Source organism: Pseudoalteromonas sp. KAN5 (assembly GCF_022846535.1).
GTDB lineage: Bacteria > Pseudomonadota > Gammaproteobacteria > Enterobacterales > Alteromonadaceae > Pseudoalteromonas > Pseudoalteromonas haloplanktis.
In genome coordinates this window covers 1,345,283-1,370,310 of the sequence record NZ_AP025589.1, presented here as the reverse complement: position 1 = coordinate 1,370,310, position 25,028 = coordinate 1,345,283, and the positions used below count along the sequence as shown (strand labels likewise).

The following is a 25,028-nucleotide window of genomic DNA, read 5'->3' as shown; positions in this document are numbered from 1 at the left end:
TGAAAATGGATAGTTGACATAGTTTGTCATTATTTCACTAAAAATGATTGCTTTTTAAATGGCTCAGTTTACTATCTGACTATTCTCAGATTTATAATTTTATTAAGTAACGGTTTTAAATATTATTTTTTAACTAGGTCGTTACTTAATACAATTGAAGTTACACTGAGGAAATTATGAAACGTGTTGTGTTGTTTTTACTTACTAACTTAGCCGTTATGCTTGTTTTAGGCATAGTGTTATCTATTTTAATGAGTGTGTTTGGCATTAGTAATCGCAGTTTAGGCGGGATATTAATGATTGCCACAGTATTTGGTTTTGGTGGCTCTTTTATATCTTTATTTATGTCAAAATGGATGGCGAAAAAATCCACGGGTGCGTATGTTATCGAGCAACCGCGTAACGAAACGGAACATTGGTTAGTAAATACAGTTGCTGCGCAGGCTAAAAAAGCTGGTATTGCCATGCCAGAAGTGGCGATCTACGACAGCCCTGAAATGAATGCGTTTGCAACAGGGCCAAGTAAAAATAATTCATTAGTTGCAGTAAGCTCTGGTTTATTACAACACATGAATCAAGATCAAGCTGAAGCGGTGCTGGCCCATGAGGTTTCACATGTTGCTAATGGTGATATGGTGACGCTTACATTGATCCAAGGTGTAGTGAATACTTTTGTCATTTTTATCGCAAAAGTACTTGCGGGAATCGTTGACAATTTTATCAATAGTGACGAAGAAGAGGGCGGCAGCAGTTGGACTTATTTCTTGTTTGATATGATATTCCAAGTTCTATTTGGTGTATTAGCAAGCGTTATTGTTGCTTATTATAGTCGTAAACGTGAATTTGCAGCTGATGCAGGTGCCGCACATTTAGTGGGTGCACAAAAAATGCGTTCCGCACTTGAACGACTTAAACAGAATCACCCTTCACAGTTAGAGGGATCAATGATGGCGTTTGGTATTGCAAGCGGTAAAGGGGTTGCTGAGTTATTTTCATCGCATCCACCACTGGATGAGAGAATTAACGCGCTACGTTAATCAGCTTAAAGTAGTAAAAAGCCAGCAAAATGCTGGCTTTTTTTGTGATGTAAATTTACTAATTATTATCTAGTTACAGCCTTTTTGAATTGGTTGTGTTGTTACATTCACAACAAAGTCATTGTAGTCTTTGCCATTTTGATCTTCCCAATATTGTTTATTACCATATTTTTTATAGGAAGTTTTAAGATTGTTGGATTTGCCATCAACGGCTAACACATAAGTGATTGAGTCACTTGCCTTAACATCGTAATAGCCAGCAGCACCTCGCTCATCTAATAGTTTAATATACTGGTTGTTAACCTTGATACCCCAATCATTATTAAAAGCTGAATTTTCAGATATAAATGTATACTGGATGCGTGTGTAATCTTCAGGCACACATTGAGCGTCATCATTTAAAATCTCAGCAGGTAATGAGTTAGAACCGGTAACATTAAGCTGTGCAACGGTGTTGATAGTAAATGTTTTAGTTTCACTGTATTCATCGTTATCGACTGTTGGAATTGTTATCGTGGCAGTTGTTTCACCCGCGGGGATAGTCACGGTTTGATCTGAAAAACTGTAATCGCTGTGAGTGGCCGTTCCAACCGTTGTTGATACATAGATTTCACTGTCTTGCTCATAACTATTACTCAGTTTAAGTTGATAAGATAGTGCGTTACCTTCATCAACTGAGTCTGCAATGGCTGTTAAAGTAAAATCTGGGATATCAGATACAGTACAAACAGGAGCGGCATAACATGCTACTGACTCATTAAAGTTTGTGGCAAGGTCGTTGATACGCACTGGAAAATCAGCAACATGGCAGGTATTACCGGTGTTTTTATTTACTTTATATACCTGAGATTTATTAGAGTGCCCAAGATCAGTTAAGATCGTACGGCTTAATAAAATATCGCCTTGTTGATCAAGTGCAGCACCTGTTACGGTTGTTAAGTTGTGATCAGACAATTTTGTTGCAGCTAAATTATTAACATCAACAGAGTATAAAGACGTGCTGGTTACTAAAATTAGTTCGCCATTTTTAAACACCATATCGCCACGCCAAATACCTTGGTCATTTTCAAGGCCTGATATTTCGCCTAGTAATACCGTTTCTGCGGTATCAGGAGCAATGCTATACAACTTGTTTTTATACGAACCGAGTAAGCGATTATTTTGTTGATCAAACACTAAACGATACATGTTGCTAGTTCTACCAACTTCAACATGTTCGTTGGTGTCTAAATCAACATAGGCTAATTTAATATATTTAAATTTACTGCCACTAATAGGTAATGATTTTAATTCAGTAGAGTTAAAGTTTAGGTGTTCTACGTCAACTTGGTATTCCATTGGACGTGGAGCAGAAATATAATACAAGCGATTCGTGTCTGTTACATGGGCAAGTGCAGAAGAACTGTACTTTGCTCGCGAATGTGCTTGAGTTTGTTGTGTGTACTCATCGAGTTTAAATACAATACCGGTGTCACCACGGCCTGCATTTATACCATAGAGTTGTCCTGTACATTGATTTGCTTGCGCAACTTGCAAAGATGAAAGGAGAGCGACAGCAACTGTCGTCATTTTTAGTGCTGATTTCATAGTGTGTAGCCTTAAACTAACGTCCATCGATACAGCTATAGTTAGTTTGAGGTAATTACAGTATGGTTTATAGCTGGTCTATCCTTAATCCCAAAACTGTATTGCTTAATTCCTATAAGCCGAGCGCATCCGTTATTAACCTCAAGGTATGGAGTAATTATCCTAATGCTTGGCTGCAAAATCAACAGATGCGCTCAATGAGTTGCAATTTAGACACAAAATGCTGGCAAAAACGCAACCGATATTAAGACTAAAGAACTGCTTTTGTTTCTGATTTAGGTGTTTTTTGTGGTGTGTTGTTCGCGTGCAAGTTGATTAGGTAGGAGTTGCTCTATTATTTCACGTGCTGATAATGTGTAACGCACACCATCAAACATAACAGATGTAAACTCATCAATGCTGGTGATACCCGTTAAAGTCCACCCTTCACCACGTTCAGGGCAATAAACAGTTGTTGTAGGTTGTATTACTTTAAATTCATCGCTCATAAATTGATTGCTGTGTTATTAACTTGTATGCACGGTATCTTAAGGCAATAATAGTGTGCTTTAAAGCTGTAACTTAATTTTATTTATGAACCCTGTGTTTGCACTATCCCGAATTACATTAAAGCCAATTACTCACAAAGACTGTAGTGCGCTTTGGGGGATTTTATCTGATCCGCTAGTTGCTCAATATAATGACTATTGTGTACCAATTACACGAAATGAGGTAAAGCAATTGATCCAAGATGATATTACAGGTATGTATGAAGGGCGCTCTTTACGGTTTGCATTGTATTTAATAAATACCTCCACTTTAATTGGCTGTATTGGTTTATATGATATTGAGCAGGAGAGTGCTTGGTTAGGTTTTGAATTGTCTCCAGAATATTGGGGAAATGGCTTTATGTCTGAAGCATTAGCATTTATGCTAACAAATATGAAAACCGTGACAGGGCTGTTAAACAACGATAACTTAAATATCATGAATCTACATGCAAAAGTGGCACTGGAAAATAGCCAAAGTCAGCAATTACTGCGTCGCTTTAAATTCACACATATAGAGAGTAAGCATTGGATGTATACATTTTAAATCATATTTTGTTACATAACTTTTGTTTAAGTCAGAGTACAGAAAGGGTACATTTTTTAAATCAATCTACACCTAAGCGTTATGATGACTTTATTGGAAAAATTTAATCGAACTTTAATTAGTCGTGTTTTGTGTATAGTAACCCTGACTGCAGCTGCCGTTGTTATTTATAAATATAAGGCACATTACACTTCAAATTTCAAAGATGTGACTATTTATTCGCAGGTGTTGAACGAAAATAGAAAAGTATTTATTCGTTTACCGAGTAATTTTGAGCCAAAAAAACGTTACTCCTTGATTATTAGAACCGACGGTAACTTTAATTTAGCGCAATGGGATTCTGTAATGGCTGAGTTACCCGCTCAGCAAGACACAATTTTAGTGTCGATCCCTAATCAATTTTGGACCGATACGAGAAATCGTGATTTAGTCCCGCCGTATGCACGCCAAGATGTAAATACCCAGCCGAGACCTGCAAATGAAAATGCGCCAGAAATATTTGGTCAAGCTGATAAGTTTTTAACTTTTATAGATAGTGAATTATTACCTTATTTAGAGTCTCACTACAATTTAACTAATAATCGCGTATTATCTGGTTATTCAGCTGGTGGCAGTTTTGTTTTATACACGATGAGCACTAAGCCTTGGTTGTTTAATGGTTACTTTGCATTTAGCCCAGCGGCTTGGTATGACGATATGACTGTAGTGACAGAATTCAACCAGTTCTTATTAGAGCGTAAAGCTCAACAAGCTAGTACACAGCCCTTATTTTTATATCTTACTGTAGGTGGTGATGAGCACCCTTTAATGTTGAGTGCGTTTAATTTGCTGCAAGAGAAACTTACTATGAATGCTTCGAACATTTCCTGGTATAGTAAGGTTAATAAAGGCCTGAATCATTCTACCAACCCAATACATAGTGTAAGACCAGCGTTAGCTGTTTATAATTCGCAATGATATGAATTATTTCAAAGAACACATCATACCATATATTCTAACCTGAAATCTTAACTACAAACCTAATAATGACGTTAGTTATCAAAAGAAGGTAATTAAATTATTAAAGTGATCAGAGTAGGGGAAGAAGAGTAAAAGTTTCCAGCAACCCTGACAAAACTCCTACTATAAATGCGGCATACAGATTAAGTTATACTCAGTATCAGCGCAGTACTGTAAAATTACAACAGCCTGCGCTAACAAGTCTTTACTTAACGAAATGAAAGTAATACTGAGTAATTAACTAACCTATTTCGTAAAAAAGCGCGAACGGCGAGGGTAAATAATTTATAAGTAGAGCACCGTTAGCTATAAAATTATTAGTATGACGTTATGCGCCGCGCAATTTATAAAGGAGTAGTAGCGTTAGAGTTAGCAACGATCACTTTATTGAATCTAACTCATCGTATTTGATCAAATGACAGAGAGCTTATTAGTGAGCTGACGTAACATTTTTTCCGGTTGTGGGTTTTGTTCATTTAACCCTGAAATTACCGTCATAAAGTAACAATCCAACATAACGGTTGCTTTAATATCATCAAACTCAGGTTGTTCACTGAACAAACGCTGTTTGAACTCATTTAGTTGCTGCTCGAAAAAAGTAGTTTGCCAAATCATATCGCTTATTAATATCTTACTAAACTCTTTATTGTTGCAATAAAATTCAAACAACGCTAAGGCATAATGTCGCAGTTTTAAACGCGGGGCATGCTGGGTATCTGTTAGGCTTGACTGATGAATAATAACGTTAATTTGTTGCTGCATACCCGCTTTAAGTATGTCAATCTTATTCTCAAAATGACTAAATACCGTACCTACTGCAACGTTTGCTGCTTTGGCTATTTCTCGTGTTGATGTTTGCTCATAACCTTGTTCTAAAAATAACAACCACGCACTCGTTAAAATTTTATTGTAAGTCTTTTCTTTTTTATTCATTTATTTCAGCATCTTAAAATTTAATACAGCATAGTAATGGATTATATATTGTAAAAATGACTGCGCTCAATTATATTTGTGAGCACGCTCAATTTTAAAAGGATGTCATATGAATACTATTAAGCTCATCATAGGTTACCTGTTATTTGTTCCGTTTATTATTTTTTATTCTTACATGTTAGGACCTGTACTGAAAGCAATTTTATTGCCCGGTGGCATGCTGTTGTTGTGGTTAATACTTGGTCCAAAAGCGGGGTGTTTGGCGTTTAAACAGGCATTTTTTAATCAAAATAACCGAAAAAAATAGGCACGTTTTATACAGTTAGGCTGGTTTAGTATAATAGCCAGCCTAACTGCTAAAGCTTATAAAGTGTAATGGAACCCGATCGCAATACCATCGTCTTCTGATAAACCCATTTGATACTCTTGCTCTTTATCTGCACTTGTGAAGTCACTAAAATCTTTACGTGCCTCTATGTACACTATGGTGTCTGCATCAAATAAATAGTGGATGCCAAAAACACTAAATTGACGTTTAAAATTGTCATTAGGATCGGCATTAAAGTTCGGTTGTATAACGTAATCTGTCCCAGCATCAAATATGTTATAAGCGACAAATGTACGAATGTCATTTTCAAATCGATAGGAAAGTAACGACTCTAAACCCACTGCATCTTTGATCAATCGGCCTAAATTATCGGTATCGTGATTCTCGTTTTTATTAATATTAGCCGCAAAATAGATACCTTTACTGTCAAAGTTTCCCCAGGTTACCCCTGCGCCATAAATAAAATCATTGACTGATTGAAGTCGACCACTTGTGTAGTTAACATTTAGCTCGCCGCGGTTAAACCCTGCGGTGAGTTTCAAGTCTGTGTTTACAGAGTAGGTAACAGCAGCTCCATAGGTAGAATTAAACTCTACTTGTTGGGCAATATTGCTGCCATTTTCCCACAATGTTTGGCAAGCAGACTCTGAAATAGCCTCAATATCACAAGTGTAAAAGTCATTATTTTTAAACTGCACCTGAGCTACAAAGCTAAAATCGCCATAATTATTTCGATACTGCAATAACTTATCGCCTCGTCCGGTGCCGTTAATTGCGCCATCATCTTTATTATAAGTGTAAACACCGGCGGCATTACCATCCCAAACTAAGCTGTAATTGGTGCTGTACACAACGTCGTACCATGCGCCCCATTGTTTTCCAACGGTTACTTGACCATATTTTTCATGGGCAATACCCACATAACCTAAGCGGTTGTATAAGAACTCATCTTGAATAGATTCAAAGCGATTGTTATACAGGATATCACTACTACCAACAGGGTTTACCCCCCATTCAAGTAATGCCAGTGCAGTCCATTGATTTTTAAGTTTGCGACTAAAATCAAAACTGATCCGTGATGCACCGTTAACTATTTCTGTCTGTCCCTGAGTATGAATGACTCGGGCGTCGATAAACCCGCCAATGGTCACGTTATTTGTGCCGTCGTCGTATAGCTCAACAGCACTTACATTTGGAGCTACTACGATGCTAGAGGTGAGGATCAGCCGTGCTAACTTGTTCTTCATTCCGTTTTGCCTTGTACTAAAATTCGTATCTTTTATAGGTATGGGCGCAGCCTAACAAAGCTAAATTTAGGGTAAAGTGAAAAAATATCATCAAAAAACAATAGAGGAAATTTGAAAACCACTTTTCGACTATTCTGTAAGCAAGTGTAACAAATTAAGGGTTAAAATGATGATTACTAAAGCGCGTTGACATCAGTTTAGTGCTTTACTTTTTAATTACAAGTTAGGGGAAGTGGACTTGTAGCCCAGCTAATAATACATGGAAAAATTGACCATAATCATATAGACTTCGGCCAATTTTATTTTATGATTTCCCCGTTGGAGGGTAGCGCTATCATTAGTACAGCTAATATCACCATGCAATTTGGTGCTAAACCATTATTTGAGAATATTTCTGCTAAATTTGGCGAAGGTAACCGTTATGGTTTAATTGGTGCAAATGGATGTGGTAAGTCAACATTTATGAAGATCTTAAGCGGTGAGCTTGAGCCTTCTGCTGGTAATGTCAGTACCGATCCTAATGAACGCGTTGCCAAGCTGAATCAAGATCAGTTTGCTTACGAGGAATATTCTGTTGTTGATACTGTGATCATGGGCCACAAAGAATTGTGGGCGATCAAACAAGAGCGTGACCGCATCTATAGCTTACCTGAAATGAGCGAAGAAGATGGTATGCGTGTTGCTGATCTAGAAACCGAATTTGCTGAAATGGACGGTTACTCTGCCGAGTCTAAAGCTGGTGAGTTACTGATGGGTGTGGGTATCGATACGGCACAGCATTATGGCCCAATGTCTGAAATCGCTCCAGGTTTTAAATTACGTGTATTGCTTGCTCAGGTACTATTTTCAGATCCTGACATCATGTTACTCGATGAGCCTACCAATAACTTGGATATTTACACAATCAAGTGGCTTGAAGATGTATTGAATCAACGTGATTGCACTATGATCATCATTTCCCATGACCGTCACTTTTTAAACTCTGTCTGTACGCACATGGCAGATATTGACTATGGTGAGCTACGTATTTACCCAGGAAACTACGATGAGTATATGTTTGCAGCAACTCAAGCGCGTGAACGTTTATTAAGCGAAAATGCGAAGAAGAAAAGCCAAATAGCTGAACTACAACAATTTGTATCACGCTTCTCAGCCAATGCGTCAAAAGCGAAACAAGCGACATCGCGTGCTAAACAGATTGATAAAATTCAGTTGGATGAAGTGAAAGCATCTTCTCGCCAAACGCCGTTTATTCGTTTTGAACAAGAAAAGCAATTATTCCGTAATGCCCTAGAGTTAACCAATCTAGCACAAGGCTTTGATGACATGCTTTTCTCTGGTCTTGAAGGCTTAGTTGAAGTTGGTGAGCGCATTGCGATCATTGGTGAAAATGGTGTTGGTAAAACCACATTATTAAATACGCTAGCTGGGCGTTTAGCACCAAAGCAAGGTGAATATAAATGGTCTGAAAACCATAATATTGGTTATTATGCACAAGATCATGCTGATGAATTTGCAACAGATATGAATTTATTCCAGTGGATGGAACAATGGCAACAAGAAGGTGATGATGAGCAAGTTGTTCGTAGCTTCTTAGGCCGTATGTTGTTTTCACAAAATGATATTAAAAAGTCTGTAAAAGTGATTTCTGGTGGTGAGCAAGGTCGTATGTTGTTTGGCAAGATCATGATGCATAAGCCAAATATCTTGTTGATGGATGAACCAACTAACCACATGGATATGGAATCAATCGAAGCGCTCAATCTTGCACTTGAAGCCTATGAAGGCACTCTGTTATTTGTTTCTCATGATCGTCAATTTGTATCGTCAATTGCCACCCGTATCTGGGAAATAAAAGACGGTAAAATCATCGATTTTCGAGGCACTTACTCTGAGTATTTAGCGAGTAAAGAAGCTTAAGAGTTATTTATTAATAAAGCCATGCATGTCATGGCTTTTTTATTGTCTAATGGTTGCAAATTCATAATTATTGCCTTGTCTAAGTGGTTTTTAATGCTAACTGAACCTCGCATCTTGAGGAGGTTTGGGTATATAATACCGACCATAAATGCGGACATTAGTCCGCTATAAGTATTAAAACTATTACTGAGGAGTATTTATGACTGTTGGCATTATTATGGGTTCCAAATCAGATTGGCCAACGATGGAACACGCAGCAACCATGCTAGAAAAGTTTGGTATAGCATACGAAACTAAAGTTGTCTCAGCTCACCGTACTCCTCAACTTCTAGCTGATTACGCAAGCTCAGCTGCAGAACGTGGTATAAAAGTGATTATTGCTGGTGCCGGTGGTGCAGCGCACTTACCGGGTATGGCTGCTGCATTTACTTCTTTACCTGTTCTTGGTGTTCCTGTGAAGTCTAAAACATTAAATGGCATTGATTCGTTGTTGTCTATTTGCCAAATGCCAAAAGGTGTGGCTGTTGGCACTTTAGCGATAGGTGATGCAGGTGCTGCCAATGCAGGTTTACTTGCGGCACAAATTTTAGGTTGTCAGCAACCTGAAATTTTTGCCAAAGTTGAAGCATTCCGTAAAGAACAAACCGAGACTATTTTAGCTAATCCTAATCCAGCAGAGTAATATGACTATCTTAATTTTAGGCGCTGGCCAATTAGCTCGTATGATGAGCTTGGCTGGTGCGCCACTGAATTTAAATGTAGTTGCCTATGATGTGGGCAGCGAACAAATTGTTCATCCACTTACTGGACAGGTGTTTGAGACAACTTTGGCACAAGCAATCGTGGACGCGGATGCAATCACAGCTGAGTTTGAACATATTCCTGATGATGTACTTACACAATGTTGTGCCAGTAATAAGTTTTATCCAGGTAAAGCGGCAATCAAAACTGGAGGCGATCGCGCTCTGGAAAAAGCGTTACTTAGCAAAACGGGTGTTCAATGTGCACCATATCAGTTAATTACTGAAAAAGCGCATCTAGAGCTAGCAGTTGCTACCTTAGGTAAGCCTCTAGTGATCAAAACCTGTCAAGCAGGTTACGATGGTAAAGGGCAGTGGCGCTTAAAATCTGACGATCAAATTGAACAGATCTGGTCTGAAATGGCTGATTTTATTGCCTCAGGAACACCGCAAGCTCCGCACTCAATTATTGCTGAGCAGATGATCCCATTTGACCGTGAAGTATCTATCATTGGTGTACGTGATAAACGTGGTAATACTGCAATTTATCCTCTCACTGAAAACCAGCACACCAATGGTGTTTTAACGCTATCAGTGGCTGGTAAAGAAAAATCAGCAATTCAACAACAAGCTGAAGATGCATTTAATAAGCTTGCCAGCGAACTTGATTACGTTGGCGTGTTAGCTATCGAGTTTTTTGATGTTGACGGCCAGCTATTAGTTAACGAAATTGCACCACGTGTACATAACTCAGGTCATTGGACACAGCAGGGCGCACATTGCAGTCAGTTTGAAAATCACATGCGCGCAGTTGCAGGTCTACCACTAGGTTGCACTGAACTTCAGCGGGTCACTGCGATGATCAATGTGCTTGGGCAGTCAGCTATCCCTGTTCAAGTACTGAGTGTGCCTAGTGTCACCAGTCACTGGTATGGCAAAACGGCTAAGCCGGGACGCAAAATGGGGCATATTAATGTCTCAGCAAATAACCTCCATGAACTTGGAGAGCGTTTAGCGAAGCTTACAGAGTACCTTCCTGAGGATAAGTACCCCGGAGTATTAGCCGCTAGTACTGCGCTGATTTTAAATTAACCATAAAGAGCCGAGTTTATCTCGGCTTTTTATTGATCTTCGCAGCGTTATCGTCTTTGCTTTTTTTATGGCGTTATTTATGTCAGGCTGCATCGCATTCGATACTGCAATTTTTAGCTGTTGGTAGTTTATATTTCAGCCTGTGCTTTTCATTTTGGTTACACTAACAGTAAAGTTTGTTTCTAAGGAACAGTATGCTTTTCTCAGACAGCAATAAAAAACCTTTTTATCTCATTTTATTGGGCTTATGTATTACACCCATGATAGGCGGTGGTACAGCGCTCATTCTTGGTGCCTTGTTTGCCATTATATTAGGTAACCCCTTTTCTGAATTATCACAAAAAGCCAGTAAATGGATGCTTAAAGCGGCTGTTGTCGGCCTCGGCTTTGCAGTTGATTTTAATCAAGTCATTGAAGTTGGCCGCAGTTCTTTGGTATTAACTATTGTCAGTATTACAGCCATTATTGGCTTAGGTGAAATATTAACGCAAGTATTTAAGTTAAATCGTAATACTGGGGTGTTAATTTCTTTTGGTACTGCGATATGTGGCGGCAGTGCCATTGCGGCTATGGCACCAGTAATTAAAGCCAAAGATCACGAAGTGGCTGTTGCACTTGGCGTGGTGTTCTTATTAAATGGCGTGGGCTTATTACTGTTTCCTTCAATTGGCCATTACTTTAATTTAAGCCAAGAACAATTTGGTTTATGGGCTGCATTGGCAATTCATGATACCAGTAGTGTAGTCGGAGCATCAGCCGCGTATGGTGCAGTAGCGCTAAGTATTGCCACAACGGTAAAACTGACCAGAGCGATGTGGATCATTCCTTACACGAGCATTGCTGGGGTGTTTTGGCGCTCTGAAGAGAAAGCCAGTATTCCTTTATTTATTATTGGCTTTTTAGCCGCTGCGTTGATCAATACCTATTTGCCACAGTTTACCGACACATGGCAACTTATTAACACTATGGCAAAACAATTATTAGTTATGACGTTATTCTTAATAGGTAGTGGTTTATCAATTTCGGTATTGAAACAAGCAGGACTTAAGCCCTTTATAATGGCTATTATTTTATGGATAGTGGTCAGTAGTGTGATTTTATTATTAATTGTAGATGGATTCATAATATGAACAGTAAGTTTTGTATGGCTGCACTGACAAGTGTCATGCTTTTTAATGGTTTGATAAACAGTGCAGAAGCCGCAAATACACTGAGAGTGGCAACATTCAATGTCAGTATGGATGCAACAAACTATACCGTGCAAGGTCAAGCAGTAGAGCCGGATGCACTGACAAATGCACTACAAAATAAGCATCCACAAATTAAAAACATTGCTGAGATCATTCAACGTATTCGCCCTGATATATTGCTATTAAACGAGTTTGATTACATCAGTAAAGCGCAAGGTATTGATTACTTTAAGGCCAACTACCTAGCAGTAAGCCAAAATAAACAACCCGCTATTAATTATCCGTATACCTATATTGCCCCTGTAAATACGGGCTTAAAAACCCCATTTGATTTAGACCACGATGGCCAAGCCAGCGGTACTAAAGGGGATGCCTTTGGTTTTGGCTTTTTTGAAGGCCATTATGGCATGGCGATACTTTCTCGTTATCCAATAGATTTCGATAAAGTCAGGACATTACAAACATTTAAATATAAAGATATGCCAAATGCCCAAATGCCTATTGACCCTAAGACAGGCGAAAATTGGTATAACCAAGAGCAATGGCAAGAATTACGGTTAAGCTCCAAATCATTTTGGGATTTACCAATTACAGTTAAAGGAAAAACCTTACATGTTCTGGCTTCACATCCTACGCCGCCAGTATTTGATGGTGATGAAGACCGAAACGGCAAACGTAATCATGATGAAGTACGCTTAATTAAAGATTATATTGCTAATGCAGACTACTTATACGATGACAACGGTGTAAAAGGAGGCTTAGCTCCACAATCACGGTTTGTGGTTGTAGGGGACTTAAACGCAGCCCCGGAGGGGGATAAAAAGCGGCCTAATACAACAGACCAATTGTTAAAAAACCCATTGATAAATAGTCAATTCGTGCCAACCAGCAAGGGGGCTAAAACCAGCTACAGTGAAAAATATGCAGCGGCTTATACTGCTTATTGGCAAGCTCGTGTAGATTATGTATTACCTTCTACATATGGAATAGATGTGCACGATGGTGGGGTATTTTGGCCTGTTAAAAGTAGTGAGTTATACCGATTAATTAAAGATCGTAATGCTTCATCAGATCACCGTATGGTGTGGTTAGATATTTCATTGCAGTAAGCTTGTTATTAAACAGCAAAGTTTGGCGATTTATCTGAAATAATTGCTATTACATAGGTGCTTCTGATTAAATTAAGGCAATTCCAATAACCTTACAGAAGCCCTATGATTTTTAAATCTTCTACTAAAAAAACCTTAGTTGCATTAAGTATTGCATCAAGCTTTATCTTAGCGGGTTGTCAATCAACCGCATCTACGCCAATTGAGCAGCCACAGGCTGCAATCGCAACGGTTGTGGCAACACCTGCTCATACCGGCACTGCAGCAATTACGCTCGAGCAAGCAATGGCTCACCCTGATTGGTTAGGTCGCCAAGCTGAACGTGCTTTTTGGAGCGCAGATTCAAAAACGGTTGTGTATGCGCAAAAACAACAGGGTAATGAGCTAAGAGATTTATACACTCAAGCAGTGAATAGCCAAGCTGCCAGCCAAGTCGCGCTAAATAAATTACATACATTAGGCGCGGCAAATGCTGTTTATTCGGCAGATCGCACGATTCAAGCTTATGTATTTGAAGGCAACATATTTGTTAAAAATATCAATTCGGGTGTTATTACACAAATTACACACGACAGCGCTAAACAATCTAAGCCACAATTTTTAACCGATGGTAATTTAGCGTACCGCCAAGGTAACACTTTTTATAAAGTGGATTTAGCAACAGGGCAACAAACGGAAATTGTTAATTTACACTTAAGTGATGCGCCGCAAGGTATTGCTGAGCCTGCAACTTATATTGCCAAAGAGCAACATAAACTCATCGATTACATTGCGCTGACGCACAAAAACAAAAAAGATAAACAAGCTCGTAAAGAGCAAATTAATGCACAAAACTCATCGATTGCAAATGCACAATTTTATTTAGGCAAAGGTAATGAGCTGGCTGATGTGCAACTATCACCTAATGGCAAAGCCTTAATTGCCGTGGTTAAAGAAAGTCGCGCATGGCGAGATGAAAGCGATATAATGCCAAATTATATTGCCGGTGATGCAGGTGTCAAAGCTGAAAAAGTACGTCGTCGTGTTGCTGATGAAAAACCAATCTCATCGGAAGTTATTTATATTGATTTAGTTGAGAAAAAGCAATCTACACTGGCATACGATACTTTACCTGGCTTTGATGAAGATGTGTTAGCGGCAGTTAAAAAAGAAAACTTCGCTCGTGAAGGCAAAACCTACGAATCGAAAAAATCACCACGCGCTATTAACTTGATGATGGATTGGGGGTGGAACCAAAGTGCGATTGTTTGGAACAAAGCCGGAACTCAAGTTGCCATTATGCTCGAAGCTTGGGATAACAAAGATCGCTGGTTAGCCACCGTTGATTTTGAAAACTCAACACTTGTTTCACAACATCGTTTACATGATGATGCATGGGTTAACTATGCGTATAATGATTTCGGTTGGTTAAATAACTCAGATACATTGTATTATTTATCTGAAGAATCAGGTTATAGCCACATTTATAAAAAACCACTTAATGGTAAAGCAACACAACTTACCAAAGGTCAGTTTGTCGTATCAAATCTTACTCTGACAACTGACGACAGCGCAATTTATTACAAAGCGAACGTTGAGCATCCAGGCCTTTATGAGATCTATCGTGTAGACCCTGCTAATGCAACGTCTGAGCAAGTGACTAATTTAGACGGCATGACTGATTATAAGTTAAGCCCTGATCAAAGTAAGTTATTGTTAACGCACTCAAAGGTCATGTCGCCTCCAGAGTTATATGTCGCAGATGCGAAAGCTAATACAACAGTCACCCAGCTTACACATACCGTATCTGATGAGTTTTTAGCAAAGCAATTGATCGCGCCAAAAATTGTTGCGGTTCCATCAAGTCATACAGAACAACCAATCTACGCGAAAGTGTACTATCCTGCTGATTACGTAGAAGGAGAAAGCGGCAAAAACCGTAAAGCCGTTATTTTTAATCATGGCGCCGGTTATTTGCAAAACTCGCACATGGGTTGGTCTGGTTACTTCCGTGAGTTTATGTTTCATTCTCTATTAGCCTCTGAAGGTTATGTGGTAATGGATATGGATTATCGCGCTTCAAAAGGCTATGGACGTGACTGGCGTACTGCAATTTACCGTCAAATGGGCACACCGGAAATTCAAGATTTAGCCGATGGTGTCAGCTGGATGGCTGAGAATGCTAATGTTGATACCGGCTCAGTTGGCACTTATGGGGGGTCGTACGGTGGCTTTATGACGTTTATGGCCTTGTTTACTCAACCGGATTTATTCCAATCAGGTGCTGCACTGCGCCCTGTAACAGATTGGGCACATTATAATGGCCCATACACTTCAAACATCTTAAACCATCCAGATGTTGATCCTATTGCGTACGAAAAAAGCTCACCAATTTATTATGCTGAGGGACTTAAAAATCGCTTATTGATCAATGCACCAATGGTTGATGATAATGTATTTTTCCAAGACTCAGTACGCTTAGTACAACGCTTGATTGAGCTTGAAAAAGAAAACTTTGAAACGGCTATCTTCCCAGTTGAACCTCATGGTTTTGTTCAGCCTTCAAGTTGGTTAGATGAATATCGTCGTATTTATAAGTTATTTAAAGAAACTTTATAAACCGTTAAATAAAAACGCCAAGCTTAAGCTTGGCGTTTTTTTAAATAAGTCATAACGAGAGGCAGTGCTAACACAATTCCACCTATTGCGCCGATCAGGTGCGCATCAATGGCTACCCGTGAAGCGATTAGTTTTCCAACTTCCGCACTTGGGCCATTCAATTGTTCGTAGGCAATTTTGAGCCAAATACCAATAAAAAGTAATATGCCCGTTTTCATACCCGCATCAATATCTTTAATTGCTCCCCAAACAATAACACCATGTAATAGCGCACTCAAACCGGTATAAATGCGAATGTCTGGGCAAAAGTAATAAATACCAATCCCGCACCAAGCAGCCAAAAACACAGTGTGTAGTGCATACTGCGTCGGTTTTGTATGCTCGGCATGCAGCGCCCATATCAATATAATGCCCGCACAATTTAGCCCTAGGTGAGGCCAATTTGCATGAACGTATTGGCTGGTCAACAAGCGCCAAACTTGGCCTTGCTCAATTAATTGGCGATTAAACTCTAAAACATCGTTTAAATTCAATGCCGCTAATAAAGCACTCAATGCCATTAAACATAAAGGGGGTAAAATATAACGCGGTTGCAGTGGTAAATTGACCATTTTATTCTTATTTTCATAGTAAAATTTTGCATATTGTGCCCGTTTAACTTTAAGATGCCAAATATCTCAATGCAAATCAGGCTTTTTTATGTCTTTACCTTTTCAGCGTAGTGTTGCCTTTAGTTTAACGCTGCTTGCTTTACCCATTTTAGCCAGCCAATCCCCGAGAGAAATTCGCGAACCAGAAGCGGCAACCGGTCATCAATATAAACAGCAGGTAACGGGTAAACAGTTTATGGTTGCTGCGGCAAATCCGTATGCAGCAAAAGCAGGGCAAGCAATACTTGCTCAAGGTGGTAGCGCTGTAGATGCTGCAATAGCAACGCAACTTGTACTCACTTTAGTCGAGCCACAATCCTCAGGAATTGGTGGCGGTACTTTTATGCTGCATTATGACAAACAGGACAATAGACTGACCAGTTTCGATGGTCGCGAAACGGCCCCAAGTCATGCTGATGAAACATTATTTCTAGATAAAAATAGCAACGCGGCACCGTGGATAGAAGCTGTGGTCGGGGGGCGCTCAGTGGGTGTACCTGGTTTATTACATGCCTTTGCTAAAGCTCATAAACAATATGGCAAACTTGCGTGGGCTGAGTTATTTAAACCGGCCATTGAACTTGCTGAACAGGGGTTTGTAGTTTCACCACGGTTACATGCGTTACTAGCCAAGCAAATAAACCCAGGGGTGACTAAATTACCGGTGATCCGTGATTATTTTTTTCCAGATGGCAAGCCACTTGCGATAGGTACAATTAAGCAGAATCAACCGCTAGCCGATTTATATAAACGGATAGCCATTGAAGGAATTGATGCTTTTTATAAAGGCGACAACGCCAAGCAGATGGTTAATGCTGTTACTCATTCACCCGTTGCACCAGGCACGTTAGCCTTAACTGATTTGGCCAACTATCAAAGTAAGCAACGCGATGCCGTGTGCACTCCTTATCATGCCTATAAAGTGTGCTCTATGGCACCACCTAGCAGCGGTGGTGTCGCTGTTTTACAAATACTAGCGCTACTTGAAGATAAGAACATGGGGCAGTTTAAACCTAATTCAGCGCAGGCTTTGCATTACTTTAGCCAAGCGTCACGGTTAGCGTTTGCTGATCGTAATGTGTATATGGGCGATCCTGACTTTGCTGATATTCCCACTCACGAGTTACTTGATAAACGCTATGTAGAGCAACGAGCAAAACTGATCACTGAACGGGATGAAAAAGCCGTTGCAGGTCAACCACGTCCACAGCTTAGTTACGCACAAGATGACGCCTATGAATTACCATCGACCACTCATGTATCGATAGTTGATAGTGAAGGTAATGCAGTATCCATGACCAGCTCAATAGAAATGGCATTTGGCTCAACTGTCATGGTAAACGGCTATATTCTAAATAACCAACTAACCGATTTTGCATTATCACCACGTAAAAATGGCAAATTATTAGCAAATCGTGTTGAAGCGGGAAAACGCCCACGTAGTTCCATGTCACCTGTGATGGTGTTTAATCAAGATGGCAGCTTACGCTTAGTCGTTGGTTCTCCTGGTGGTAGTCGTATCATCAATTATGTAGCGCAAGTAGTGATAGGCGTCTTAGATTGGCAGTTAACTGCGCAACAAGCAATCGACTTACCAAGAATAACCAACCGTAATAGCTACACCAGCGTAGAGAAAGGGACTGCGTTAGAAGCCATTGTTCCTGAACTACAAAAACGTGGACACACAGTGAAAGTAGTCGATTTAAACTCTGGACTTCATGCCGTTGAAGTAACTAACGATACCTTATTTGGTGCTGCTGATCCGCGTCGCGAAGGGGTGGCTTTAAGTGAGCACAATTTTGTGCTTAAAGAGCATGAAATGCCTGCTAATAAGCCTTAATAGACGTCGTGAATTAATGTACAATTACCACTTATTCGTGTGTTAAGCACACATCGAGTGTTTTCTTTTAATGGTCTGACAAGGTTGAATGTCATTGCTTTTTAATATGCAACGGCAATAATGGCAGATCGCAACTTAAAGACATCGTTAAGCTTGGACTTATGACTACAAATACAGACCCAAATTATCTTTATATCCACCATTCAGGCCCTGGTCTGATTGAAACACCACTACTTAATAAAGGCAGCGCATTTACACAAAAAGAGCGTGAAAGTTTCAACCTAGCAGGATTACTGCCTCCTCGCTATGAAACAATTGAAGAACAAGTTGAACGTTGTTACCAACAATATTCAAGCTTTCAGGACAATTTAAACAAACACATTTATCTACGTGCGATTCAAGATAATAATGAAACGCTTTATTATCGCTTAGTACGCGATCATCTTGAAGAGATGTTGCCAATTATATATACCCCAACGGTGGGGGATGCCTGTGAGAAATTCTCAGATATTTACCGCAGTGCCCGTGGTCTATTTATTTCATACGAAGATCGCTATCAGATTGACGATATTTTACGTAATGCCACCAAAGGTAAAGTAAAAGTGATTGTTGTTACCGATGGTGAACGTATTCTTGGCCTTGGCGACCAAGGTATTGGTGGTATGGGGATCCCAATTGGTAAATTATCATTGTACACCGCATGTGGTGGTATCAGCCCTGCGTATACGCTGCCAGTGATGTTAGATGTGGGTACGAATAACGAAAAATTACTCAATGATCCTATGTATATGGGCGCACGTCATAAACGTATTGCACAAGATGAATACGATGAATTTTTAGATCTATTCATTAAAGCCGTTAAGCGCCGTTGGCCAAATGTGTTATTACAATTTGAAGATTTTGCTCAACCGAATGCAATGCCATTATTAAAACGCTATCGCGATGAAATTTGTAGCTTTAATGATGATATCCAAGGAACTGCCGCAGTGACGGTTGGGTCTTTACTTGCTGCATGTCGAGTGAAGAACGTAAAGCTGTCTGAGCAGAAAGTAGTTTTTGTTGGAGCAGGTTCTGCAGGTTGTGGTATTGCTGAACAAATCATTACGCAAATGATCTCAGAAGGTATTTCAGATGAACAAGCACGCAGTCAAGTATTTATGGTTGACCGTTTTGGCTTGTTAACCCAAGGTATGGAAGGATTACGTGATTTCCAACAAGCACTTGCACAGCCAGCAGATAAGTTAGCTGATTGGACATACAGCGGGGAATACGCCTCACTACTTGATGTAATGCACTGCGGTGAGCCTGATATTTTAATAGGTGTGTCAGGGCAACCCGGTTTATTCACTGAGCAAGTTATTCGTGCTATGCACACAAGTTGCGCGCAACCGATCATTTTCCCATTAAGTAACCCATCTAAACAAGTTGAAGCATTGCCTGAAGACGTAATTAATTGGACTCAGGGCTGTGCTATTGTTGCTACCGGCAGTCCATTTGCACCTGTTGTATACAATGGTGAGACATTTGTCATTCCGCAGTGTAATAACAGCTATATTTTCCCTGGTATTGGCTTAGGTGTGATCGCAGCAAAAGCGACGCGCATTACCGATGCAATGCTCATGGTATCGAGCGAAATATTAGCGGAGTCGTCGCCACGCGCAAACACAGGTAAAGGTAGCTTGTTACCAGCACTCACCGAAATTGAAACATTGAGTAAGCGCATTGCGTTCGGCGTTGCTAAAAAAGCCATCGAAGAGGGCGCAGCACTAGAGATAAGTGATGACATGTTATGGGCAGCAATCAATAAAAATTATTGGTTACCAAAATATCGTAATTACAAACGTTGTAGCATTTAATGTGTGAATGATTAAAAACAGGCTTCGGCCTGTTTTTTTAGGCTTGTTCATTTTAAATTAACCGCGTACCGTATCTAATAACTAAACTAAAACTATTAAGGATATTTATGCGTTATTTACCATTGTTAGCCGCAGCATTTAGTTTCAATGTATTTGCTGCCAGTACACCAGATGCCCCACACATTTATATTCAAGGCCAAGCAAAAATTACGACCGCTGCTGATAATGTTATGCTTGATGTTGGTATTGTTGAGGTGAATAAAGATCTTATGGCCGCAAAACAACAAGCAGATACAACCATGGCTAAAGCAATTAAACTTGCAAAACAAGCCGGTGTATTAGACAAAGATATTAACGCTGGGCAAATAAGCATTCATCGAGAAAACCAATACAATCGCGAAACCAATAAACAAGAATTTGTTGGTTTTAGAGTCTCACGCAGTTTATCTTTGACGTTAAAAGAAATTGATAAATACCCGCAGCTGTTACAAAACTTGGTCAGTGGCGGTATTAACGAAATAAATCAAACTCAATTTGTATCTAGCAGATTTCAAGAATTAAAGCAGCAAGCACAAAAAATGGCAATTAAAGATGCAAAAAGTGCTGCCGAAGAGTTTGCATCTGACTTTGATGTAAAAATTAAAGGTCTATACAGTGCATCAATGAGTCCAATAGAGACGAATGTACAACCTTATATGCGAGCCAAAATGGCCAACATGGTAGACGCTGAATCGGGGAGTTTTGTGCCAGACGCTTACCATGCTGGTGAGTTAGTAATTAGCGCTTCTAGTTATGCGATTTACTTAATTGAGGATAAATAAGCGACTAGCTATTTTCATGCTGGTGCTTAAACCGCACCAGCAACTGCTCTCCTTGTTCAGGGCTGATCCTAACGATTGCTTTGAGCATATTAGTCACTTCTTTTCGGTCATATTGATTACTAATATGCTCGTTTATATCATCAACAATTGCCGTTAAGTAATTAAATAAACTCTTGGTTGCAGAGTCATTTGTATGGGCAATAAACAGTATGTTTTTAAACGCCTCTAAGACATTGGTCATTACATAGCCATCGGTTTTAGCGTAATTACGAATCGGGGTGAAATTATCATGCAGCAGCTCATCAAATGAAGTCTCGTGTAAATACAATAATGGTGAGCCATCACTGTGTTTTAGTGAGTAATTAGTATCACTAATTTTTAACCGTTCAATCAGTAAAATACTCAGCATATCAATTGCTTTAACCGCAGTACCAGGATCGTTAATACCTGGGCTCATTGCCTTAACTGCTATTTCAGATATTTGTGTCAACCCATAGCGATAATGGTCGCTAATATACTCTTCTATATAAAATATAAAACAGTTAAGTAGCTTCTCGAGTAGTTCAGGATCTTGGCTTAAATCATGATTACATTTTAAAAATGGGTAACCTTTAACGGTAAAAAAACCTTGGTTAACCACAATATATAACTCAATCTTATGTTCCGCCAAAATGGCACATAACTTATCGCTGTGCGCCCCTTTAAAATAACCTTCGGTACTACTGCCGATAGAATACCAATGCTCAAAATCAGGGAAGTTATCAATTTTATGTTGCTGCTGGCGCGTAATAATTTGCTGTATGACATTTTTAGTGTGCTTAAATAAATCATTTAACACATTATCTACTTGAATTGCTTTAGAAATTGAGTGGATAAAATACACAAACAGTGCCAGTGAGATCAGCCCAAAAATTAACGAAAATAAAACCCCAAGGGCCGGAATAGCCACTGTATTATCGTCAAGCTGCTTGATGTTGATCAGCATAATAATTGAATAAATTATACTCCCCAAATAAAACCCAAGCACCATTTGATGTGACTTGCGAGTAATAAGGCCAGGGACAACACGAGGCGACAAGCTTGCACTGGCGCTATTTAATACAATCATGACCATAGAGAAGCTAAACACCGTCAGCGAGATAATACTGCCAGCCAAAGTGCTTAAAATGGTCCGCGCATTCTCTTCACTATCCACTAATACAACCGACAAGTATTTTTTTATCGTTTTTACTATTTCAGTGTATTCAATCGACATAGTGAACACCGCAAACAACAAAAATACAACAGCCAGCATTGAAGGGTAAAACCCAATACTATTGATCATTTCTCGGTAGTTATCTGCAATTTTACGTGGTGTAAACATGGCAATCCTTTTTATCTGGTGAATTAAGGGCTGTTAACCTAGAAAGTTAAACAAACAATACGTTAGCATACAAATCAACATGACTGCTGGGTATTCGTGAATAAATCTTGTGTTATCATGGTAAAAACTATTGGGGACTATTCTTGTGATCATATCTTTCTACGCAGCTGTATTAGCTTTTATGTATATTTATTTAAGTATAAATGTAGTGAAAGTGCGAAAATCTAATCAAATTTCACTCGGCACAGATGATAACCCGCAGTTACTAAGGGCTACACGCGCGCATGGGAACTTTATTGAATACGTGCCTTTTGCACTAATATTAATATTTTTAGCAGAGTTTCAAGGGCTAAGCAGTCACTACTGCCATATTTTAGGGATGTTACTGGTGTTTGGTCGCGTTTGTCATAGCATTGCCATTTACGACAACACCCTAAAGCTGAGAGTCATTGGTATGTTAGCTACGTTTGCGACATTAGCGCTAAGCGCGCTTGCTTTACTATTAGGTCGATTTTTTTAATACTAAATTATTTATCCTAAGCCAGAACAAGAGCATGAGCAGAATAATTGCTATCCACTGTTGTTACTCACACTGGCTTTTTGGTTCACACTTAAAAGATAACCGACTCAATAAATAGCACTTATGGAATCAAAAACTAAAATTTTTATTATTGGTTTGCCGCGAACTGGAACCACCAGTGTTTGTCATGCATTTCTACAGTTAGGTTTTAGATGTGCGCATACGGCATACATTCAAAAAACCTTCTCCGATGCACAAGTGATAGCTGACACGCCCATTTTTAATGACTATCAACAACTTGATAAGCTTTACCCACACGCAAAGTTTATTTATTTAGAACGAGCGTTTGATAAATGGTTGCCGTCAATCCGCCAACTATTGCAGCGCATGCATAAAAACCTAACGCGAGAGGATGGGGGGTTCAACCCACACATTAAGCGCTGTTATTTAAATACCTTTGGTGACTTTTCGAGCCATGATCTTGAAACTGATGATTACTTACAACGATGCTATGATGAACACAAAGATACTGCCCAGCGTTATTTTTCAAATCGTCCGGAAGACTTTTTGTCTATTGATATCGCGGATAAGCATAGCTTTGCAGCACTTTGTGCATTCTTACAAATAGGCACAACACTCACTCAGTTTGAAAAAATGAATATAGGTGGCAAGGTCACAGCTTGGAATGCAATAAAGCACCCTCTGAAAATTTCATCAACAGCAAATGGTAAAATTGATAAACAATTATACCCATAAAACTAAATGTAGCAGAACCATTGTAGATAATAGGCATCATAGCTAGTTAAATTGCCTCAACTACAAGATTTTGCAATTCAATTACGTTAAAATCGCGCCATTAGTTTTTAGGTAAAATAATTATGTTTGAATTAAAATACCATACACCGTTTTCGTGGACCGAAGCCGTGCTAGCGGATTTTGATACCTTTTTACAGGATCATGCCGCGGCAGAAAAAAAAGCATCTGGCATGGCTATGTCTATGCTGTCTCATTACCCTGATCGCCGAAAGCTTGTTAAAGCAATGACCGATTTAGCACTAGAAGAAATGATTCATTTCAAGCAAGTGCTAAAACTACTCCTTGACCGCGACGTTAACCTAGGTAACGACCAAAAAGATCCCTACGTAAAACAAATACGTGCTGTTTTTAGAAATGGCCGTGACGAGTTTTTAATGGATAGGCTACTCGTTGGCGCAGTGATAGAGGCGAGGGGACATGAACGTTTCTCTTTAGTTGCACAAGCACTGCCAGCTGGAAAAGAGAAAGATTTTTATGTCGCTATTGCTAAATCAGAAGAAAAACATAAAAACCTCTTCGTTGAATTAGCCTACGAATATTTTGATAAAAATGACGTAGATACCCGCTTAGAAGAAATACTCATAGCGGAAGCCGAGATTTGCCAGAGTATTCCCTTTACCGCTGCACTTCATTAGTAAAATCAGCTATTTATTGTTTTTCTTGTAAAAAGTTACGCAGGAACAATAAATAGCTCATTCCATAATATTACCTGTAAAAACAAGACCCATTAATTATAAAAATAGCCGTTAGCAGCTTAATTGATTAAATAAACATCAAATGTAATATTCATCTTCTATACTTATACTCATACGTAATGATGAGGCGTTGAGCATGAAATGGATGATGACACTCACAACTTTATCTTTAGTTGGTATAGCAATCACGGGAAATTCAATTTACAGCGAAGTTCAGCTGTTTAACAAAACCACAGCATCTGCCGAGGTGACAGCTAATATGTATCGTTCGCTTATTTGGCACATGGACGTTTATAACGACCATGAGTTTATTCATGTTGCCGAATCTTATTTTGCCGATGGCAAAATAGACGCCCGCGAATACAGCAAGCTGCTGCACTTAGCAAAAGAAGAAACCTCAGGGCCATTAATTTACCTAACACAATCTGAAGAACAGCTTTGGCATGCTCGCATTACCTTTAAAAAGTACTTAGAGAATCGAGAAGAGTTTCAATTGGTCGCAAGTCAGTGAAGTAAGGTGTTTTGCTGTGGGCGCTCATGATATTAACCTTTACTAAATTAGGGAGTTAGCTCGATGGCTGAAAGCCATGTTTAGCGTGTAGTGACCACAGAT

Annotated in this window: 23 protein-coding genes; 17 read left to right on the top strand and 6 right to left on the bottom strand. The window is 39.3% G+C overall.

The window, feature by feature from the left end:
* Window positions 1-176: 176 nt before the first annotated feature.
* Complete coding sequence (gene htpX, locus KAN5_RS06005; protein WP_244390731.1) at window positions 177-1,037, top strand: protease HtpX; 861 nt, start codon at window positions 177-179, stop codon at window positions 1,035-1,037.
* 69 nt (window positions 1,038-1,106) lie between these two features.
* On the opposite strand, the gene KAN5_RS06000 is transcribed toward htpX, so the two are convergent.
* On the bottom strand, window positions 1,107-2,624 hold the full coding sequence (locus tag KAN5_RS06000) for a hemolysin (RefSeq protein ID WP_244390730.1): 1,518 nt from the start codon (window positions 2,622-2,624) through the stop codon (window positions 1,107-1,109).
* Between the two features lie 275 nt (window positions 2,625-2,899).
* Window positions 2,900-3,112, bottom strand: a complete 213-nt coding sequence (locus tag KAN5_RS05995) for a hypothetical protein (protein ID WP_016709713.1) — start codon at window positions 3,110-3,112, stop codon at window positions 2,900-2,902.
* Window positions 3,113-3,206: 94 nt separating this feature from the next.
* On the opposite strand from KAN5_RS05995, the gene KAN5_RS05990 reads away from it, so the two are divergent.
* Both KAN5_RS05990 and KAN5_RS05985 read left to right on the top strand, forming a co-directional pair.
* Entirely contained in the window at window positions 3,207-3,698 is a 492-nt protein-coding gene (locus tag KAN5_RS05990) for a GNAT family N-acetyltransferase (protein WP_158217510.1), read from the top strand.
* Between the two features lie 81 nt (window positions 3,699-3,779).
* Window positions 3,780-4,655, top strand: a complete 876-nt coding sequence (locus KAN5_RS05985) for an alpha/beta hydrolase-fold protein (protein ID WP_244390729.1) — start codon at window positions 3,780-3,782, stop codon at window positions 4,653-4,655.
* A 453-nt stretch (window positions 4,656-5,108) separates the two neighbouring features.
* Here the strand turns inward: KAN5_RS05985 and KAN5_RS05980 are convergent, their stop codons facing one another.
* Window positions 5,109-5,630, bottom strand: a complete 522-nt coding sequence (locus tag KAN5_RS05980) for a TetR/AcrR family transcriptional regulator (RefSeq protein ID WP_016709716.1) — start codon at window positions 5,628-5,630, stop codon at window positions 5,109-5,111.
* 109 nt (window positions 5,631-5,739) lie between these two features.
* On the opposite strand from KAN5_RS05980, the gene KAN5_RS05975 reads away from it, so the two are divergent.
* Window positions 5,740-5,937: a hypothetical protein gene (locus KAN5_RS05975; protein WP_016709717.1), complete on the top strand. Its 198-nt coding sequence runs from the start codon at window positions 5,740-5,742 to the stop codon at window positions 5,935-5,937.
* A 56-nt stretch (window positions 5,938-5,993) separates the two neighbouring features.
* On the opposite strand, the gene KAN5_RS05970 is transcribed toward KAN5_RS05975, so the two are convergent.
* A complete protein-coding gene (locus KAN5_RS05970; RefSeq protein ID WP_138555727.1) occupies window positions 5,994-7,205 on the bottom strand; it encodes a porin in 1,212 nt (403 codons plus the stop codon).
* Window positions 7,206-7,538: 333 nt separating this feature from the next.
* Between KAN5_RS05970 and KAN5_RS05965 the strand changes: the two genes are divergently transcribed.
* The 6 genes from KAN5_RS05965 (at window position 7,539) to KAN5_RS05940 (ending at window position 15,854) form a co-directional block, all read left to right on the top strand.
* Window positions 7,539-9,125, top strand: coding sequence for an ABC-F family ATPase (locus KAN5_RS05965; protein ID WP_080571550.1), 1,587 nt, complete (start codon window positions 7,539-7,541; stop codon window positions 9,123-9,125).
* Between the two features lie 199 nt (window positions 9,126-9,324).
* Window positions 9,325-9,807, top strand: coding sequence for a 5-(carboxyamino)imidazole ribonucleotide mutase (gene purE, locus KAN5_RS05960; protein WP_138555726.1), 483 nt, complete (start codon window positions 9,325-9,327; stop codon window positions 9,805-9,807).
* Window position 9,808: 1 nt separating this feature from the next.
* The gene (locus KAN5_RS05955) at window positions 9,809-10,957 is read left to right on the top strand and encodes a 5-(carboxyamino)imidazole ribonucleotide synthase (RefSeq protein WP_244390728.1); all 1,149 of its coding nucleotides are present in this window, start codon (window positions 9,809-9,811) and stop codon (window positions 10,955-10,957) included.
* A gap of 194 nt (window positions 10,958-11,151) precedes the next feature.
* Window positions 11,152-12,087: a putative sulfate exporter family transporter gene (locus KAN5_RS05950; protein WP_244390727.1), complete on the top strand. Its 936-nt coding sequence runs from the start codon at window positions 11,152-11,154 to the stop codon at window positions 12,085-12,087.
* Window positions 12,088-12,122: 35 nt separating this feature from the next.
* Entirely contained in the window at window positions 12,123-13,256 is a 1,134-nt protein-coding gene (locus KAN5_RS05945) for an endonuclease/exonuclease/phosphatase family protein (RefSeq protein WP_244390932.1), read from the top strand.
* Window positions 13,257-13,361: 105 nt separating this feature from the next.
* Window positions 13,362-15,854, top strand: coding sequence for a prolyl oligopeptidase family serine peptidase (locus KAN5_RS05940; RefSeq protein WP_244390726.1), 2,493 nt, complete (start codon window positions 13,362-13,364; stop codon window positions 15,852-15,854).
* Between the two features lie 23 nt (window positions 15,855-15,877).
* Here KAN5_RS05940 and rrtA read toward each other — a convergent pair whose 3' ends face one another.
* Window positions 15,878-16,465 (bottom strand): rhombosortase, encoded by a 588-nt coding sequence (gene rrtA, locus KAN5_RS05935; protein ID WP_016709726.1) that lies wholly within the window; start codon window positions 16,463-16,465, stop codon window positions 15,878-15,880.
* 88 nt (window positions 16,466-16,553) lie between these two features.
* Here rrtA and ggt point away from each other — a divergent pair, with 88 nt between their 5' ends.
* From ggt to KAN5_RS05920, 3 genes are all read left to right on the top strand, one after another.
* On the top strand, window positions 16,554-18,344 hold the full coding sequence (gene ggt / locus KAN5_RS05930) for a gamma-glutamyltransferase (protein ID WP_244390725.1): 1,791 nt from the start codon (window positions 16,554-16,556) through the stop codon (window positions 18,342-18,344).
* A 161-nt stretch (window positions 18,345-18,505) separates the two neighbouring features.
* Window positions 18,506-20,200, top strand: a complete 1,695-nt coding sequence (locus tag KAN5_RS05925; RefSeq protein ID WP_244390724.1) for an NAD-dependent malic enzyme — start codon at window positions 18,506-18,508, stop codon at window positions 20,198-20,200.
* A 107-nt stretch (window positions 20,201-20,307) separates the two neighbouring features.
* Window positions 20,308-21,021, top strand: a complete 714-nt coding sequence (locus KAN5_RS05920; RefSeq protein ID WP_244390723.1) for an SIMPL domain-containing protein — start codon at window positions 20,308-20,310, stop codon at window positions 21,019-21,021.
* Between the two features lie 4 nt (window positions 21,022-21,025).
* Here KAN5_RS05920 and KAN5_RS05915 read toward each other — a convergent pair whose 3' ends face one another.
* Complete coding sequence (locus KAN5_RS05915) at window positions 21,026-22,384, bottom strand: DUF2254 domain-containing protein (protein WP_244390722.1); 1,359 nt, start codon at window positions 22,382-22,384, stop codon at window positions 21,026-21,028.
* 145 nt (window positions 22,385-22,529) lie between these two features.
* Here KAN5_RS05915 and KAN5_RS05910 point away from each other — a divergent pair, with 145 nt between their 5' ends.
* The 4 genes from KAN5_RS05910 to KAN5_RS05895 all read left to right on the top strand — a co-directional run bounded on the left by KAN5_RS05910 (window position 22,530) and on the right by KAN5_RS05895 (window position 24,926).
* Window positions 22,530-22,904, top strand: a complete 375-nt coding sequence (locus KAN5_RS05910) for an MAPEG family protein (protein WP_016709731.1) — start codon at window positions 22,530-22,532, stop codon at window positions 22,902-22,904.
* A gap of 123 nt (window positions 22,905-23,027) precedes the next feature.
* Window positions 23,028-23,660 carry a sulfotransferase family protein gene (locus KAN5_RS05905; protein WP_016709732.1) on the top strand — a complete coding sequence of 211 codons (633 nt, stop codon included), beginning with the start codon at window positions 23,028-23,030 and terminating at the stop codon, window positions 23,658-23,660.
* 122 nt (window positions 23,661-23,782) lie between these two features.
* Entirely contained in the window at window positions 23,783-24,355 is a 573-nt protein-coding gene (locus KAN5_RS05900) for a tRNA-(ms[2]io[6]A)-hydroxylase (RefSeq protein ID WP_016709733.1), read from the top strand.
* Window positions 24,356-24,551: 196 nt separating this feature from the next.
* Window positions 24,552-24,926: a hypothetical protein gene (locus tag KAN5_RS05895; protein ID WP_244390721.1), complete on the top strand. Its 375-nt coding sequence runs from the start codon at window positions 24,552-24,554 to the stop codon at window positions 24,924-24,926.
* Window positions 24,927-25,028: the final 102 nt, after the last annotated feature.